This window comes from Pseudomonas tremae (assembly GCF_001401155.1).
Classification (GTDB): Bacteria; Pseudomonadota; Gammaproteobacteria; order Pseudomonadales; family Pseudomonadaceae; genus Aquipseudomonas; species Aquipseudomonas tremae.
In genome coordinates, this window is record NZ_LJRO01000352.1 from 42,134 (window position 1) to 58,166 (window position 16,033).

Annotated in this window: 16 protein-coding genes and 2 pseudogenes; 4 read left to right on the forward strand and 14 right to left on the reverse strand. The window is 57.6% G+C overall.

The window, feature by feature from the left end; genetic code table 11:
- Position 1: 1 nt before the first annotated feature.
- From ALO43_RS19120 to ALO43_RS19135, 4 genes are read right to left on the reverse strand one after another with little or no spacing between them, the layout of a single operon-like run.
- Complete coding sequence (locus tag ALO43_RS19120) at positions 2 to 1,108, reverse strand: ABC transporter ATP-binding protein (protein ID WP_053932313.1); 1,107 nt, start codon at positions 1,106 to 1,108, stop codon at positions 2 to 4.
- On the reverse strand, positions 1,105 to 1,998 hold the full coding sequence (locus tag ALO43_RS19125) for an ABC transporter permease subunit (RefSeq protein WP_054997918.1): 894 nt from the start codon (positions 1,996 to 1,998) through the stop codon (positions 1,105 to 1,107). Before ALO43_RS19125 ends, ALO43_RS19120 begins: the two co-directional genes overlap by 4 nt.
- Complete coding sequence (locus ALO43_RS19130; RefSeq protein ID WP_054997919.1) at positions 1,995 to 2,888, reverse strand: carbohydrate ABC transporter permease; 894 nt, start codon at positions 2,886 to 2,888, stop codon at positions 1,995 to 1,997. Before ALO43_RS19130 ends, ALO43_RS19125 begins: the two co-directional genes overlap by 4 nt.
- Entirely contained in the window at positions 2,885 to 4,201 is a 1,317-nt protein-coding gene (locus ALO43_RS19135; RefSeq protein ID WP_054997920.1) for an extracellular solute-binding protein, read from the reverse strand. Before ALO43_RS19135 ends, ALO43_RS19130 begins: the two co-directional genes overlap by 4 nt.
- Positions 4,202 to 4,367: 166 nt before the next feature.
- Between ALO43_RS19135 and ALO43_RS19140 the strand changes: the two genes are divergently transcribed.
- Positions 4,368 to 5,492 carry an ROK family transcriptional regulator gene (locus tag ALO43_RS19140; protein ID WP_005887129.1) on the forward strand — a complete coding sequence of 375 codons (1,125 nt, stop codon included), beginning with the start codon at positions 4,368 to 4,370 and terminating at the stop codon, positions 5,490 to 5,492.
- Positions 5,493 to 5,733: 241 nt separating this feature from the next.
- Here ALO43_RS19140 and ALO43_RS19145 read toward each other — a convergent pair whose 3' ends face one another.
- On the reverse strand, positions 5,734 to 6,276 hold the full coding sequence (locus ALO43_RS19145) for a P-loop NTPase family protein (protein WP_024669016.1): 543 nt from the start codon (positions 6,274 to 6,276) through the stop codon (positions 5,734 to 5,736).
- A gap of 310 nt (positions 6,277 to 6,586) precedes the next feature.
- Here ALO43_RS19145 and ALO43_RS19150 point away from each other — a divergent pair, with 310 nt between their 5' ends.
- The 3 genes from ALO43_RS19150 (at position 6,587) to ALO43_RS19160 (ending at position 8,878) form a co-directional block, all read left to right on the forward strand.
- Positions 6,587 to 7,213 (forward strand): FMN-dependent NADH-azoreductase, encoded by a 627-nt coding sequence (locus ALO43_RS19150; RefSeq protein ID WP_024669015.1) that lies wholly within the window; start codon positions 6,587 to 6,589, stop codon positions 7,211 to 7,213.
- Positions 7,214 to 7,399: 186 nt separating this feature from the next.
- A complete protein-coding gene (locus tag ALO43_RS19155) occupies positions 7,400 to 8,101 on the forward strand; it encodes a glutathione S-transferase family protein (RefSeq protein ID WP_005887134.1) in 702 nt (233 codons plus the stop codon).
- 213 nt (positions 8,102 to 8,314) lie between these two features.
- Complete coding sequence (locus tag ALO43_RS19160; RefSeq protein ID WP_005887136.1) at positions 8,315 to 8,878, forward strand: TetR/AcrR family transcriptional regulator; 564 nt, start codon at positions 8,315 to 8,317, stop codon at positions 8,876 to 8,878.
- Between the two features lie 138 nt (positions 8,879 to 9,016).
- Here ALO43_RS19160 and ALO43_RS19165 read toward each other — a convergent pair whose 3' ends face one another.
- The 9 genes and pseudogenes from ALO43_RS19165 to ALO43_RS19205 all read right to left on the reverse strand — a co-directional run bounded on the left by ALO43_RS19165 (position 9,017) and on the right by ALO43_RS19205 (position 15,991).
- Entirely contained in the window at positions 9,017 to 9,583 is a 567-nt protein-coding gene (locus tag ALO43_RS19165) for a nucleotidyltransferase family protein (protein WP_032619241.1), read from the reverse strand.
- Positions 9,584 to 9,749: 166 nt separating this feature from the next.
- Complete coding sequence (locus ALO43_RS19170) at positions 9,750 to 10,520, reverse strand: SDR family NAD(P)-dependent oxidoreductase (protein ID WP_024669013.1); 771 nt, start codon at positions 10,518 to 10,520, stop codon at positions 9,750 to 9,752.
- A gap of 171 nt (positions 10,521 to 10,691) precedes the next feature.
- Positions 10,692 to 11,024 (reverse strand): annotated as a pseudogene (locus ALO43_RS19175) (SDR family oxidoreductase); the annotation flags it as partial.
- Positions 10,999 to 11,232, reverse strand: a pseudogene (locus ALO43_RS19180) (hypothetical protein); the annotation flags it as partial. The pseudogenes ALO43_RS19175 and ALO43_RS19180, both read right to left, overlap by 26 nt.
- Positions 11,233 to 11,314: 82 nt before the next feature.
- Positions 11,315 to 11,554 carry a hypothetical protein gene (locus tag ALO43_RS19185; protein WP_024691635.1) on the reverse strand — a complete coding sequence of 80 codons (240 nt, stop codon included), beginning with the start codon at positions 11,552 to 11,554 and terminating at the stop codon, positions 11,315 to 11,317.
- A gap of 138 nt (positions 11,555 to 11,692) precedes the next feature.
- Positions 11,693 to 13,999 (reverse strand): TonB-dependent receptor, encoded by a 2,307-nt coding sequence (locus ALO43_RS19190; RefSeq protein WP_005887147.1) that lies wholly within the window; start codon positions 13,997 to 13,999, stop codon positions 11,693 to 11,695.
- Between the two features lie 70 nt (positions 14,000 to 14,069).
- Complete coding sequence (locus ALO43_RS19195) at positions 14,070 to 14,474, reverse strand: ExbD/TolR family protein (RefSeq protein ID WP_005887149.1); 405 nt, start codon at positions 14,472 to 14,474, stop codon at positions 14,070 to 14,072.
- A gap of 1 nt (position 14,475) precedes the next feature.
- Positions 14,476 to 15,168 (reverse strand): MotA/TolQ/ExbB proton channel family protein, encoded by a 693-nt coding sequence (locus ALO43_RS19200; protein ID WP_024669010.1) that lies wholly within the window; start codon positions 15,166 to 15,168, stop codon positions 14,476 to 14,478.
- 10 nt (positions 15,169 to 15,178) lie between these two features.
- Positions 15,179 to 15,991, reverse strand: coding sequence for an energy transducer TonB (locus tag ALO43_RS19205; RefSeq protein ID WP_054997921.1), 813 nt, complete (start codon positions 15,989 to 15,991; stop codon positions 15,179 to 15,181).
- Positions 15,992 to 16,033 lie beyond the last annotated feature (42 nt).

The following is a 16,033-nucleotide window of genomic DNA, read 5'->3' on the forward strand; positions in this document are numbered from 1 at the left end:
ATCACTTGGCGGGTTGGGAAAAGGAGACGAGCTGGCGCTTGCCACTCTCGACATCGAACAGCAAGGGTGTGGCATTGAGCCCCAGTCGGACCTGGGTGCCAGGCATCAACTGCTGACGCCCGGCAAGGCTGACAACGCAGCGTGTCCCGGCCAGTTGGCAATAGAGCAGGCTGTGGCTGCCGAGGTTTTCAGAGGACTCGACCGTCGCCGTGACACCTTCCTGGTTCAGCGTGAGTGTTTCAGGCCGCAGCCCGAGCAGCCATTTGCCCACGTGGTTGGTGGCAAAGCCGAGTTTGACGGGCAGGCGTTGCCCGTCTGCGAGCATCAGCACGTTGTCGTGATGACAGGTCACGGGCAGCAGGTTCATGGGCGGCGTACCGATGAAACCGGCGACAAAGGTGCTGGCCGGCTGATCGTAAATATCGGCGGGCGTGCCCACCTGCTCGATGTGTCCCCGGTTGAGAATCATCACGCGATCTGCGAGCGTCATGGCTTCGGTCTGGTCGTGAGTGACATAAAGGATCGTGGCACCGGTCTGTTGATGCACGTTACGGATCAGCAGACGTGTTTCGTGACGCAAGGCGCTGTCCAGATTGCACAGTGGTTCGTCGAACAGCAGCACCGGCGGCTTGCGAATCAACGCCCGTCCTATGGCCACACGCTGGCGCTGACCCCCTGAAAGCTCTCCGGGCTTGCGTTGCAGCAGGTCCAGCAACCCCAGCGAAGCGGCGCAGGCTTGAATGCGCTCATCCCGGTCCTTGCGTGAAACGCCTTCAAGCTTCAGCGCGTAGCCTATGTTTTGGGCCACGCTCATGTGCGGGTAAAGCGCGTAGTTCTGAAAAACCATCGCGCAGCGGCGTTCTTTGGGCGCAAGCCGGGTGACATCGCGGCCACCCATCATGACCTGCCCTTGGCTAACCTCTTCCAGACCGGCAATCAGGCGCAGCAGTGTGGACTTGCCGCAGCCGGACGGGCCAAGAATGACGCTCAGTTCACCCGCCTTGAAGGTCAGGTCCAGACCGTGAAGAACAGGCTCCGCACCGTATGTCTTATGCAGGCCGCTGAGAACGATAGCCGGAGCGCATGCAATGGGGGTGAGGGCGGTCATTTACCGACTCCAATCAAGCCTTTGACGAACCATCGCTGCATGAGCGCGATGACGAGGACTGGTGGCAGCATGCTGACTACAGCGGCGGCCATCAGCAGGTTCCATTCGGGGATTTGCGTATTGTCGGTTGGCAGGAAGCTGGCGACACCCAGTACCAGTGTGCGCATGTCCTCACGATTGGTCGCAACCAGCGGCCACAGGTAGTCTTTCCAGGCACCGATAAACACCAGCGTGCCCAGCGCTGCGAAGTTGGTTTTGGACAGTGGCAGCAGAATGTCGACGAAAAAACGCCACGGCCCTGCGCCATCCATTCGCGCGGCTTCGACCAGTTCGGCGGGCAGCGTCTGGTAGAACTGTCGAAACAGAAAGGTACCGGTAGCCGATGCAATCAGCGGCAGCGCCAGGCCGGGGTAGCTGTCCAGCAGATTGATGGTCGGCACCGGGAGCCACTGGATGCCCAGCCATTGCAATACGCTGCGCACTGGGCCGAGCAAATCACTGGCGACCGAGTAAGTCGGGATGATGCGCACCTCCAGCGGCAGCAACAACGCGCCCAGTACGGCGAAGAAAATCACCGAGGTGTAGCGGCTGCGAAAGTACACCACCGCAAAGGCGGTCAGCGCCGAGAGCGTCAGCTTGCCGATTACCACGAGTGTGGCGACCAGCAGGCTGTTGCCGAGCAAACGCAGCAAGTCCAGCCGCTGTGTCACTTGCGCAAGATTTGTCAGCAATTGGTCGCCAGGTATCACTGCCAGCCCTTGGCTGAACAATTGCGAATTGCTGACCGTCGCCGAGCAGAACGCCAGGTACAGAGGCCCCAGCGCGAATATCAGCCCCAGAATCAGCAGCAGGTAGGCGCCTGCGTCGAGCAGCCGGTTGCGCTCGTTCATGTTTTCACCCCGCGTCGCTTGAGGCGCGTCATGAGCTTGAACTGGGCAACGCTCAGCCCTACGACCGTCAACAGCATGAGCACCGAAAGCGCGGATGAACCTGCCAGGTCCAGCCCCATGAAACCGTCGGTGTAAATCTTGTAAGCCAGCACGTTGGTGGCATCGCCAGGCCCGCCGTGGGTAAGGGTGTCGACCAGGCCGAAGCTGTTGGACAGGCTTTCCAGCAGGTCGATGACGAACACGAACAGCAGATAGGGCGCTATCAGTGGCAACTGAATATCGAGCATGCGCCGGAACGGGCCTGCACCGTCCAGTGCCGCAGCGGCAAGGTAATCGTCGGGTACTGATTTCAGGCTTGCGACCAGCATCACGAAATTGAACGGCACCAGGCACCACGCATAGGCCACGATCAACAACAGCATGCTTTGCATCGGGCTGGCGTAGGGCGCCCAAGTGCCGGGAGCGATTGCGTTGAGCCAGGCAAAAATGCCCATAACCGGGTTGGCCAGCACGTGAAAGACAATGCCGATGGTGGCGCCCGACACTGCGTAGGGCCAGATCAGCAGGTTACGAAACACAGCGTTGCCGCGCAGTTTCAGCTCAAGGCACAGCGCAAGCACCAACGCGATGAGGATCGAAAGCACCACACTCGACAGGCTGAACACCAGCGTCGAGCCCAACGATGCGAGCACGCCGGGGTCTTTCAGTACACGCCAATAATTGCTCAGGCCGACAAATACCTCGTTGCCTCCGAAGGGCGGTACAAGGTGAAACGACCACCAGACCGCCTGCACCGCAGGCCAGTAGAAAAACAGCCCGAGCGCCAGCAGTTGCGGCAGGGCAAACAGCAGCGCTGTACGTGGCTGAGGAAAGTGTGCGGTCGGCTTCATGGCGTCGCCTCGTCAGTCGGGTGGCTGGCCTGGCTCTGGTGCATCTGTTGAAACAGACTGAGCAACTCGTTGGCGCGCAGGGTTGACTGGTGCAGCGCGTGATCAACGCTTTGTCGGCCTGCGAGTGCGTTTTCCATCTCCTGCGACCAGATCAGGCGCATCAGCGTGATGAAGCCGCAGCGCAGCGGGGTAGATGGCTGGCCGTCAATGTCATTGAGTGCAGCCAGGCCGACCGTCACCGCCGACGGTTGCTGTGCAGTGGATTGCAGCGTCGCCGCTGCAGCCTGAGTGACTGGCAAGTAGCCGGTCCGGGCGCTGAACATCAATTGGTTTTCCGGTTGCAGTAAGAACGTCAGGAATTGCGCTACCAACTGGTCATCCTGAACAGAATGCCCACGCATCACCCACAACGAGGAACCTCCGGGAACGTTGGCGCGCCGCTGGCTATTCGCATAGACCGGTAGCGCTGTGACGTCGATATCGGATTTGAGCGTGCTGCTTACAACATTCCAGGCGCCCGTGGAATCAATCAGCATGGCGCAATCGTCAGTGGCGAACGCCAGCGCCTGCTGGCCACTACGGGTTGAGTCCTCGTATCTAACCAGCCCTTCGGCAGTCCATTGAGCAAGGTCATTCATCAGGCGCAAATGCGTGCCTTTATCGAACTGGTAACGATCCGTTCCGTCGACACGTATCGCGACATCAGTACCCTGCGCTGCGCTGGTTTGCTCCAGCCAGATCCACGACGCGAACTCGGTGGCGACAGGGCAGGCATGACCATTTTTCTTCAGGGCACGCAGGGCCGTGGCAAATGCTTCCCAAGTGGCGGGCGGCTGTTGAATGCCTGCTGCGGCCAACGCGTGGCGATGGGTGTACAGCACGGCGGTCGACACAGCGAAAGGCTGTGCTGCCAGAGCGCCGCTATCGTCTGCGTAGTAGCGGCGCAGCGCAGGCAGAAACGTGTCGGTCGAATAGGCTCTCTGATGTTCGGCCATCATGGTTTCGACAGGCTGCGTGGCGCCACCCAGCAGCATGTCCGGCGTGGCTACGTCATAAATCTCCACCAGAGCGGGACCAATGCCCGCTCGATAAGCCGCTACGGTTTTTTGTAACGTCTGCTCGTAGGTTCCCTGGCGGATACAGTGCAGGCGATCGCCTTCTTCATGCTGTGCATTGAAACGTTTGCACAGGTCAGCGATGGCGCTACCGGCCGCACCACCGTGGCTGTACCAGAATTCGGCTGGCGCAGCACAGGTCTGGGCGGCGAGGGGCAGCAGAGCCAGCACGGATAGAATTTTATGGATGAAAGGCATGAGGACACTCACAGGATCTGAGTGTTATTTAATACAGGTAGTGTGTAGTATTTGTGACCTGCGTGGTTTTTATTAAATTTTCATGATTGAGGCGTGTAATCGGCGACGAGCGATACACTGCCCCACACGCCGACAGTTTTAACCCTCTTCTGACACGTTGACCCTCATGCCCCTCGACCTTCAAACGCAGCCGCACCCGCTATTGAGCCTCAACGAGCGCAAGTTGCTGGACATCCTTCGGCGGCGTGGCGCCATCACCCGCGCTATCGTATCGACCGAAATGGATCTGGCTCAGCAGTCGGTTCATCGTCTGATCGAAGAACTGATCAGCCGAGGTCTGCTGCGCAGTGGCGAACGTGTGAAGAACGGTCGCGGTCAGCCCAGCCCGCGTATCGAACTGGTCAATGAAGCGGTGTACGCAATCGGCGTGTCGATCAACACTGACTCGGCGGTGGTCTGCGTTGCCGATCTTGGCTGCAACGTCTTGGAGCAAGTCACCCTGCGTACGCCACCGTTGAGTCGCAACAGCACGCTGGATTCGCTGGAAAAAACCATCGAGCGCATGCTGCAACGCAATGGTATCGACGCTGAGCGTGTCATCGGAATTGGCTTTGCCATCGCCGGTTTCTTCCTCCAGAACCGCCAGGTCAATGCCCCCGAACCGCTGCGTGACTGGTCATTGATAGACTTGCAGCCAGTCCTCGAAGAGCGCTTCGGCATGCCGGTCTGGCTGGAAAACAACGCCACTACAGCGGCCATCGGCGAAAGCCTCGTGGGGGCAGGGGCCTGGGCGTCCAACTTCATCTACCTGTCGTTCAACTTCGGCTTCGGCGCAGGCGTGGTCATCAACGGCAAACCGTATTTTGGCAGTCACGGCAACGCAGGGGAGATCACCCTGTACAACGATGAAGAGTCGGTAAACCGCCCGGCGTTGCGCTACCTGCTGGAAGAGTTGCACCAGAACGGCGTGCAGGTCGACTCAATCGAAGACCTGCGCTTGCGCTTCGATCCCTACTGGCCAGGCGTGGACAACTGGCTGAAACGCATCCAGCCAACCCTCGACCGTCTGGTCAACGCACTGGCAGGGCTGTTTGACCCTCAGGCCGTGGTGTTTGGCGGGCAGTTGCCACCTGAACTGGGCAGGCGCCTGATTGCCGCTACAACGTTCTGGGGCACCCACCGCTACAACTCGCCACCGCCTCGGCCGCAGTTATTGCTGAGTGAGACCAATGGAGATGCAGCGGCTATTGGTGCGGCGCTAGTGCCGTTGAAAGAGCGGTTTTTTGTTTGATCAAGTGGTACGCGCTCGGGTCTGGTAAGCGGCTTGCCGATAGTCGACGACTCCCGGACCTCGATCTCTGCGTGATCAGCGCCGTCGCTTTTACCACCAGCGTCATAGAACACGCGGAGAAATGCCTGGTCCGCAAGCTCATGCCGGCCATGCGACTGGCGCAAAGCGTTACCGCTTATGAGTCAAAACGCATATTACGAACGTGTGCTGAAAGTCGTGCTTTTCCTTTTCCAGTTTCTAGCTATGGCAATACTTTTGACAAAGCCTGAATAACATCCGCTGCCATCTTTTCAGCACTGCTCAACCCATCAACTCTAATAATTGGAACTGTTTGCCTGGACAGCCACGCCTCGTGCCACGCCCTGTTGCGTCCTGAAAAAGTCGGGTCGTCATACTTCGATGCCCATTCCCGGAAGGCCAGATGAATCTCATGCATGTCGCCACCTGGCGCGATCCGGTCTCCAAAGCGCTTCTTTTCACGCGCTGCTAATCTTTCAAGGCGAACGTGTGTTGGCGTTGCGACAAACACAATCACGTCGGCGTTGTTAATTAATGCATCTCCCCAACCCATACAGGATCCGGTCAGTACCCAGTTGTCTTCCTCTTGGCTTTGCTGAATCAGGGCCACGCGCTCACTGGGCGCGCGTTTGGTTGTAAAAGGTGGGTCGGTAGGCAGCCAATAGAAGTCATCCACGTCTAGATGACGAAGGCTGAGCAAGGAGGCGAGGGTATGACCCAGCGTCGTCACGCCGGCACATGAGGCACCTGTGATGTAGGTCCGCAATTTTTTACTCCATAAGTAACTGCCAGCGTTGAGCAGTCTGCTGTTAATACCATCCAAAGTCGTACATTTTTGTGGATTATCGATTACAGCTTTAGCCGATTTTGTAAAAAATCACTCACTCAGGTTTGAATTTAAGGCGCCTGAAACAGACAGCAAGCATTCGTGAATGCGGTCTGACGAAGTCGCCGCGTCGCTTTCGGTCAGCGGCAGACTTCCAGATATCTCCGCATTACCACCGGGAACATCAGCGACCGCCTGATGGACTAAATTAAGTTACTTCTGCGGCTGTCCCCCAACAGGAATGAAATCGATGCATATTCTTCACATCGCCAGTTCTCCACGCGGGGAGCGCTCAGCCTCCCTGAAATTGGCCTCGCGCTATCTTGAGACGCTAACCTCGCTTCATCCCGGCGCTACCATAGATGTTCTGGATGTCTGGACGACAGAGCTGTTGCCGTTCGACGGTCCTGCCCTGAATGCGAAGTACGCGGACCTCCAAGGCTTGCAAATGAGCCCTGAACAACAGGCGGTGTGGAAGCAGATACATGCATTGAGCGAGCGTTTCCATCTGGCCGACGTCATCCTCTTTAGCGTGCCTATGTGGAATTTCGGTATCCCTTACCGGCTCAAGCATTTGATTGACGTAGTTTCCCAGCGTGGCGTGCTGTTCGAGTTCGACGCCCAAGGCATGCGAGGTCTTCTTAAAGGCAAGCAGGTAGTGGTGTTCGCCACCCGCGGTGTGGCGCTTGGGGAAGACTTCCCTACTGAAGCTTACGATCATCAGGTCGCGTACATCAGAACCTGGGCGCGGATGGTGGGCATCACGACCATTGATGCGGTCCTGTCAGAAGCAACGCTTGCGGATCCTGCAACTGCAGATGCCAATTTTGCTGCAGCGCTGACAGAGGCGTCTAAGCTGGCTACAAGCGTTGTATGAAACGTCAGCGTCTAAGGTCGATGGGCAGGGCGCTCTGACCGGGGCGAAAGCACGCGCTGCAGCTAATGCGGCGCTCGCGGCTACCTAACAAATGTTAGGTGGCCTATTGACGCAGGCCACTTATCATCCTATGGTTTACCTAACTAACAACCGTTAGGTAGATTTTTCTCACTCCAAGGTATGCCCATGAATTCGAAATTGCAGCTGTTTACGTCCCCTTCGGCTTTCCCCAATCCCCAGCGACTGCGCTTATTCATTCATGAAAAAGGCATCGCCGACCAGTTTGATGAAATCATCTATGACATGGCCCCGGGAGGCGAGCAGCGCGGCTGGCGTCACCTGAACATGAATCCATGGGGTGAAACACCAACTCTCCAGCTAGCCGATGGTGGCTATATTTCCGAAACCCCGGCAATCGCTCGTTTTCTCGATCAGTCCTACCCTGGTCGCAAGATCATGGGCGATGGGGCCCTTGAGCAGGGACTCGACAATATGTGGGATAACCGCATATGGGTGCATATCCTCTATCGGATTGTTACGGCTTTCCACGTATTGCACACAGGACTCGGATTCAAGCTCGAACTGACCAAGAATGAGGCGTGGGGTGAGCACTGCCGCAAGGAGGCGCTTACACACGCGGCACTGGTTAATCGTCATTTGTCTGATGGTCGCGAATGGCTGCTCGGCGGCACTGAGCCCACGTTTTCCGATATAACGCTGGCTACCGCCATCGCATTCTCCAAGTTCCCCGTCAACGCTACCCCTCTGGATGAGCGTTTCGAACATCTGGACGCTTACTGGAAACGCTGGCAGAAACGGCCAGGCTTTCAGGCTGCTTATGCTGATCGCAGCAGCGGTATACCAGAACTGGATTCTCCCACTGTGTAATGTCCGCTCGTTAAACACTGAGCAATCGTCGAGACAGCGGCTGGATGGCAGTCTCGGCGTAAATACTTTGGGCGCGCTCGACGTTTGCCAGCCATGCAGACGTCAGGTAGATACTTTTTGCAGCCCGATCTTGCCTACCTGACAAATGTTAGTTTTTTTGCTTTACCATGCCCGGCTTCCTCGAAACTCGCCCGAAGTGCGAAAGGCACGACAATGAGCACCAACGCCCGAGAGGCCATACTCATGGCCGCCAGGAACATCGCCCAGTCACAGGGTTACAACGGACTGAATTTTCGCGATCTTGCTCATGAGGTCGGCATTAAGCCAGCCAGTATTTATTACCACTTTTCCAGCAAGGCCGATTTGGGTGTCGCTGTTGCCAAACGGTACTGGGAAGACGGTGCAGCTGCGCTCGAAACTATCTCTGAGCAAACTCCGAATCCTGTCGAAGCACTTCATCGTTTCCCCGAAATTTTTCGGCGCTCGCTTGAAGCTGGAAATCGCCTGTGCCTGTGCAGTTTCGTGGGGGCTGAAACCGATAATTTACCCACCGAAATGTCCCAGGAGATACAAGCATTCACAGAGGTCAATGTTGACTGGTTGAGTAAGCTACTTGTCGCCGCACACGTCTGCGAGCCAGTTGATAGCGACGCGCGCGCGCGAGCTATTTTTTCTGCTGTGGCGGGCGCCCAGCTCATCGCAAGAAGCAGGTCAGACATCTCGCTTTTCGATACCCTGATCGACGCCTACCGAATGCATGGGCCGCTCCCGGCATAATTTAAAACCATCCGCCGGGTACCTCGGCAAGAGTCCGCATTCGTTCGAGACACTCTGCTCAGAAGATTTGGCATGCCGGAAGAAGCGGCGTCTGTAGCCCAATAAATTCGTTCATCGGCATACTCCGCGCGTTCCGATTCAACTTTGCGGATCTACGATCCTGAGCCAAGGCCAGCGAGCTTGATAACTTTTCGCCTTCTGATCGAACATATCCGGCTTGGGATTCTTTGGATTGATACGAAGTAGCCCTTGCTCGGTGTCTGCCAGGCCATTGGGAGCATAGACTTCGCCAGTTTCAACATCCCAACCAATGCAGGTACCGGCAATCAGGTAGCGATCAATCCCTTCTTTAGCAGAATGAAGCTGAGGATAATCCCCGCCAAACCGCTGGTTGTACCACAGGTGAACGCGAGCCTGATTCTTGATCTCAATGTTAACTTCGAGATCCTGGAAGAGACGCTGAACAGAGCCGATGACCTTATTCTCGGCCTCCCAGGACAGATCATTGTCGAAGTAAAAAACGTCGTAATCCTTCACCCCCCAGGCTGACGGCAGGCGAGCCTGATGATTCCAGAATGCTTGGAACAGGCAGCCAGCAGTGAGCATGCATTGATTCAAACCGAGTGAAGGCAAGCGTGAGATGATTTCAGCGTTTATCGGATTGGCCATTGCTATCCTGGCAAACTTCTCGACAGTCAACGTCATTTTCATCCTTTTGGAATCAATCTAATCCTGGCGACCGGCAATACATCTTGGCCTTGTAAAACTCCGCCAAGGACAGCGTTTTTACACACTATGACTATGGGCCAAACCAGCCGCTCAAATAGGCAGGTCAGGCCGGCAGCGATCCTGTTTTCGCGAGCGACATAAGTCACCAGACAATAGGTTTGTCGTCCCACGCCCAGAAGGACCCGCTGTCGGCTGGTCCATGTACTCCTACCAGCTCAATAATGCGATCCGCCGAGAACGCCGGTTCGAACAGTTGGCCATCAGGCACGTTCGCCTGGAATGGCTGAGACAGATCCGTGTCCGTCGTGCCTGGGTGTATTGCCAGAACAGTGGAAGCAGGATTCAGGCGTTTCAATTCGATACTGGCTGTGTGCAGCAACTGGTTGAGCGCGGCTTTGCTGGCTCTGTAGCTGTACCAGCCGCCCAATCGATTATCGCCGATAGAGCCGACTCTGGCAGAGAGCGCCGCGAAGGTAGATGGTTGTTTGCGCAATAACGGGAGCAGGTATTTGAGCAAAAGGATTGGAGCAAACGTATTGGTCACAAAGCTTGCTTGCATGCCCGCAAGGGTCAATTGTGCCAGACCCTTTTCTGCTCTTGCGCCGTCCTGATGAAGAATGCCTAGCGTACTGATGACAAGGTGCAGATGATCACATCCTTCAAGTATCTCGCTCGCGAGTGCTTCAAGGGATTGCTCATTGCGCGCGTCGCAGTTGACCCGTTTCAGGCGGTCGCCATATTGCTCTGCAAGCTTTGTCAGTTCCAGGGAAGTGCTGGCTTCTCGCGCTACCGCCCATACCTGAGCCACATCATCGCGAGCAAGCAAAGCCGCGCACAGTGCCAAACCGATACCTCGGCTGGCTCCGCATATCAGCACGTGAGCTTCGCTGTTCAGTTCGGGTATCAAACTCATAAGGCACCTTGAGGAGCGTGGTTACGCTGGTTGCTTTGTCACGATAAGCAGCATTTAGTCCAGAGACCGCAGAGAGTAGCAGTCGAAGCAAATGATGGGCAGCTTCTGGCTGATTGCTGTCTGTCGTAAGGGGCAGTTATCGACCCGTTACAGCCATTCGTGCGGCAGTGTTCAAGTTTCGCTGTCATCCAATACCACTGGCGTCGCTGCCGACCCTGCCAGCAGACCTCCATCAATGTTGAACTCACTGCCGGTAATGTATGTAGCCTCATCGGTGGCCAATAACAGGGCCACAGCCGCCACTTCTTCGGGCATGCCAAATCTTCTGAGTGGAGTGTGTCGAACGAGTGCAGCCATTCGCTCTTCACGACCCGCATCAGCACCCAGCATGGGCTCCCACATGGGGGTGAGGATGGCGGCCGGGTGGATAGAGTTGCATCGAACTTTCAATCCTTGCTCGGCGCAGTAAAGCGCCACCGTCTTGGATGTCTTGCGTGATGCTGCCGCTAGGGGATGTCACAGGATTACCCCGCACTTGCAGAGAATCCTGACCTGCCGCGGCGCTGACCTGAGTCTGACGGATCGGTTGAAGGGGAGGGTTTTACTTGAGCTTCTGGACGTTATCGAAACTTGACTCGTAACGCGTCATGGTCACGCCACAGCCTTGCATCAACAGTGCAAGCAACGCAACCACCAGAAGGCTTCCTTTCACTGCGTTTCCTTGCTTGAGTTATTTGAGGGCGTGATTATCAGAAACCTCAAATTCAAGGGCAATGCTTGATAGCAGGCGTGCCCTACATCTTCAGCGCGATAGCCTCGGCCACAAGGCACTCCAGTGCAAACTGCTCGGTATAGGTCATCTGAATCGGCGTGGTTTCGCCCTTGACGGTCCTTTCACCATCAAGAATGTAGCGAATACGTTTGTCAGTCACACCGATACGCTTGGCGATCCACGAGGGGGTTTGCCCGATGCGCGAGATCAGTTTGTCGGCGTATTCGGTTGAAGGGTTATAGAGTTCTGCGTTGGGTGTCATGGGGTGTCCAGATATAAGTCGGCGCTATGTAGATGGGGAGTATGCAGCACCGTGCGCTATTCGTCGCCAGTCGCCCGGCTCACTCCCGCAAGCAAGTGAGCAGCAGGCCGGGCAACACACGTCCACCATCAGCAACAATTACAACTTCACCCCCAATGTCACAAACGCACTACGTGGCGTCCCCACTTGAAGAATCTGCAAGTTGCCTGACGGGTCGGCAGCGGCGCTGGCGTCGGTGTTAAGGGTAGAGATGTAGCGCTTGTCGAACAGGTTGACCATGTTCAGCGAAACGGTGGTGTCCTTGAGGGCGCCGAGTTTGCCGAAGTCGTAACCCAGGTTGGCGTTTGCCAGCCAGTAGCCGCTGACGCTGGAGTCGTTGGTGTAGGTGTAATAGCGTTTGCTGACGTAATTGCCTTGCAGGCCGGCGTTCCAGTGTTCCCAGTTCCAGTCCAGGTTGCTTGAATACATCAGCTTCGGCGAGTCGACCACGGTTTTGTCTTTGACATGCACGGTGCTGCCTCCGCTGGAGTAATCATCATCGTAAGTGCTGCGGTTATAGGACATGGAGTTGCTCCAGCGCCAGTGTTCGTCGGGTGTCAGGCCGAATGACAGCTCCAGCCCTCGACTGGTGACCGAGCCGACGTTGGCCACGCCGTTCTGGCAGATCACGATCCCGGTGCAATTGGTGATAGCGACCAGGCGATTGTCGAACTTCGTGCTGTATACCGCCGCCGATGCCGAATACAGCTTCGTGCTGCGACGCAGGCCCAGTTCGACGGTTTTCGAGGTTTCGGGTTTCAGGTCCTTGAAGCCATTTTGCGCGTCTACGGCAGTCTGGGTGGTGAAGAACGGGCTGTAACCGCCGCTCGGAAAGGCTGCCATGTTTTCCGAGTAGGAAGTGAAGACCTCGTCGTCTTCGTCGAGCTTATAGGTCGCGCCCACCTGCGGCAGGAAGCGGTCCCGGGCTTCCAGTGAGCCATTGGCGTAACCGCCACCCTTGCCTTCGGCGGTAGATGTGGTGACCGTATTTTTCGCGCCGAACTCGAGTTTGAGGCGGTCATCGAGCAGAGTGTAGGTATCACGCAAGTAGAACTGTCGGGTCAGGTCGTTGTAACTCTGGTCCAGCACAGTAGCCGCCAGCGGCAGGCCGTTGGTTTTGACGATGTGGTTCTGCGGTGTCGCATTGGTGGTGTCGAACAGGTAACGAGCAATGTCGTTCTTGTTGGACTGAATCCAGAACCCGCCCTGAATTTCATGCTGGCCCAGATAGTAGGTCAGCGAGCTCTGGAACCCGGTTCTATCAATGCCGTACTGCGTGCTGCGAATCGAGTTGCTGGGCACCGTGTTAGCGCCGGTGGTGTAGATGAACGGATAATAAGAGTTGCCCCGGCCCGAGTCGTGATGGTGATAGACAGTGGCGTCGAGGACCAGATCATCGGTCAGCGAGAAGTTGCCATTGAGAATATCCAGCTCGTCGTCGCGCAGGCTGCTGGCGTTGTAGGTTGCATCGCCTGCGCTGGTTACACCACCGGTATAAATGCCGTTGGCAGCGTTGACTGCGCGGGGCCAGTCGGGTGTGTAATAGCTCCAGTTGTAGCCCAGTCGCTGGATAATGCTTTGCGACATGTTCGGCAAGTTGGCTTCGTCATGCGACGAGGTGCTGTGAAAGAAACTCACGCGGTTGTCGCCGAAGTTGTAATTGACCTTGGCGTTCACAGCATCGGACTTTTGCGGGTTGTTGTGGCCTTTCCAAGCGTCGGCATCGTATTTTTCTCCCGACACGTAAGCCGACAGGCCGTTGTATTCCCCTGTGTCGACCCGCATGAACGTGCGCGAAGTGTCGTAGCTGCCCATGGTCTGCGACAGCCGCGCGCCGAACTCTTTATCGGGGTTGGAACTGGTGAACTGGATAGTGCCGCCCAGGTCACTGTTTGACGCCGTGCCGAGCGAACCGATGCCGGGAGCCACTTCGCTGGCTGCAATGTTTTCCGCAATGATCGCTCGGGTAATGCTCAGGCCGTTGAAGTTGCCGAAGCTCATGTTGCCGAGTGTGACGCCGTCCAGTGTGTAGCCCAGGTGGTGCATGTCGAAGCCGCGCAGGCTGATGCGCTGGCTGCCTTCTTCACGGCCCAGCGGGTCGCCGGACTGGAAGTTGACTCCCGGCAGGCGCTGCAGAACCTTCAGCGGGCTGGTGCCTGCGGAATAAGCCTTCACGTCTTTTTGTGTGACGCGTTGCACCTGACGGGTTTCGCCCTGGCCGATCACCGAGACGGTGCCCAGCGTCGTGGCCGTGGCATCGTCGCTGGCTGGCGGCGTGACAGCCACTGGCACATTGTCGTCGGCCCGAATGAACGGGCTGATCAGGCACAGTGAATTCAATGAAATCAGCAGCGCAAGACGCGTTACTGGAAATCGAGAGGCGCGCGGTATTGATCGAGTGTTCATGAAAGGTTTTCCTGGGGCGTCAGGGGGCCGCACTGGCGGCATGTGTCATTAGGGAGCGGCAGGTTTTATATCAGGGGCTTTCGGTTACGACCGACAGGCGACTGATCCCGGCTTTCTGGACATCGGCCAACACCTGAGCGACTCGGCCATAGCCCGTCGCCTGGTCGGCGCGCAGGTTGATCGCGACGTCCGGATCCTTGTCGTGAAGGTTTTGCAGCGCGTCCGGCAGTTGTTCCAGCGCTACCGCTTCACTGTCGATAAACACGCCACCGCTGGCATCGACGCTCACCACTACCGGGCTGGCCTGATCCTGTGAGGGCGTGGCGACCGTTTGTGGCAGATCCAGCGGAATGGAATTATTGAGCAGCGGCGCGGTGATGATGAACGTCACCAGCAGCACCAGCATCACGTCCACCAGCGGCGTGATGTTGATGTCGCTGATTGCATCGTCATCACTGGAAGTTGAAAAGGACATGTCAGATCACTCCTTTCAGGTTGGGGGCTGCCTTATCGCGCTTCCCGGGTTGCAGCCGGAACGCGTTGCGTTGCGAGAGGTTGAGAAAGTCCACGGCGAACTCGTCCAGATCCGCGATCACCAGTTTCATGCGTCGTCCGAAAAAGTTGTAAGCCAGCACCGCAGGCACGGCGACTGCTATGCCGACGCCGGTCGCGACCAAGGCTTCGCCGATAGGCCCGGCGACCACAGCGATGCTGGCAGACTTGGCCTGGCTTATCGCAGTGAGCGCATGAATGATTCCGAACACGGTGCCGAACAAACCAATGAACGGCGCGGTGCTGCCGATAGAGGCGAGCAGGATCATGCCGCTTTCAAGATGACGTCGTTCCTTGTGGATCTGCTGGCGCAGGCTGCGCTCCAGCAGGTCTTGGCGATTCCAGCTGTGGCCAAGGTCTGGCGAGTCATGAGGCGCGGCGAGGGCTTGTGCGCCAGCATCGGTCAGGCGCGCCAGGCTGCCTTCGCCGTGGGGCAGCTGCAGTGCATTTTGCAAGTCGCGTGCGGCCCAGAACTGCGTGGCGTAACGTCGATTCTGCCGCGACAGTCGCCAGTGCTGGAACGTCTTGCCAAGCAACAGCGCCCAGGTCACCAGCGAGAAGATCACCAGCAGGATCATCGAGGTCTGGGTAATGATTACGGAGTAAGCGGTGTTCATGACGTAAGCCTCAGGGTGCGAGTTTGAAAGCCAGGGGCACGTTGACCCAGCCTTCGACCGGGGTGTCGCCGCGTTTGGCGGGAATAAAGGTCCACTGCCGAACAGCCGCTTGCGCGGCTTCATCCAGCGCTGGCACGCCGCTCGATTGCTGCACCTGTACCTGGTCGGCACGTCCGTTGGGCAGCACGTGGACGCGCAGCAGCGTCGTGCCTTCCTGGTGTCGGCGTGCGGCGGCGGGCGGGTATACCGGCGGCGGGTTATTCAGGTAACCCGCCCGGCCAATTGGCGCGGTAGTTGACTGCGTCGCAGCCGCGGCAGGCGCTGGCGCCGCTTTAGTCGCCGCAGGTGCGGGTGGCGCTGCGGAAGGGGCTTGCGCAGCCGGTTTGGCCACGGCTTTTATCGGCGGTGATTTTGCTTGGGCCTTGGGCCTTGGCAGCTCGGCTGGCGCAGGTTTGGGAGGCGGCGTGGGCGCAGGGCGCGGCGCTTCTGGCTGAGCTACAGGTTCGGGTGGCTGCGGTGTCGGCTGGGCTGACGGCGGAGCAGGCGGAGTAGGCGGCGGCACCCATTGCACGGTGATCGGTATCGGTGGAGTCGGTTCGGGCGCTTGCGGATGATCGGCCGTCAGCCACAGCACCAGTGCCGCATGCAGCCCGAGCGCTGCCAGAATCGCCGATGTATTGCCCAGCCACGCTTTCGGAACGTTGCCTCCATGAGGCGGGACGAACAGCGAAGATGGCGCCACACAGCGCGTGCCGACAGGCGGTTCAGGCCAGGAGCGGCATTCATGCGGCGGCAGTCGGCGGGGCAGGATCAGCGTTGACATGGAATCGGCTCACCATCGAAAGAGTACGAACCCGCGACGTAA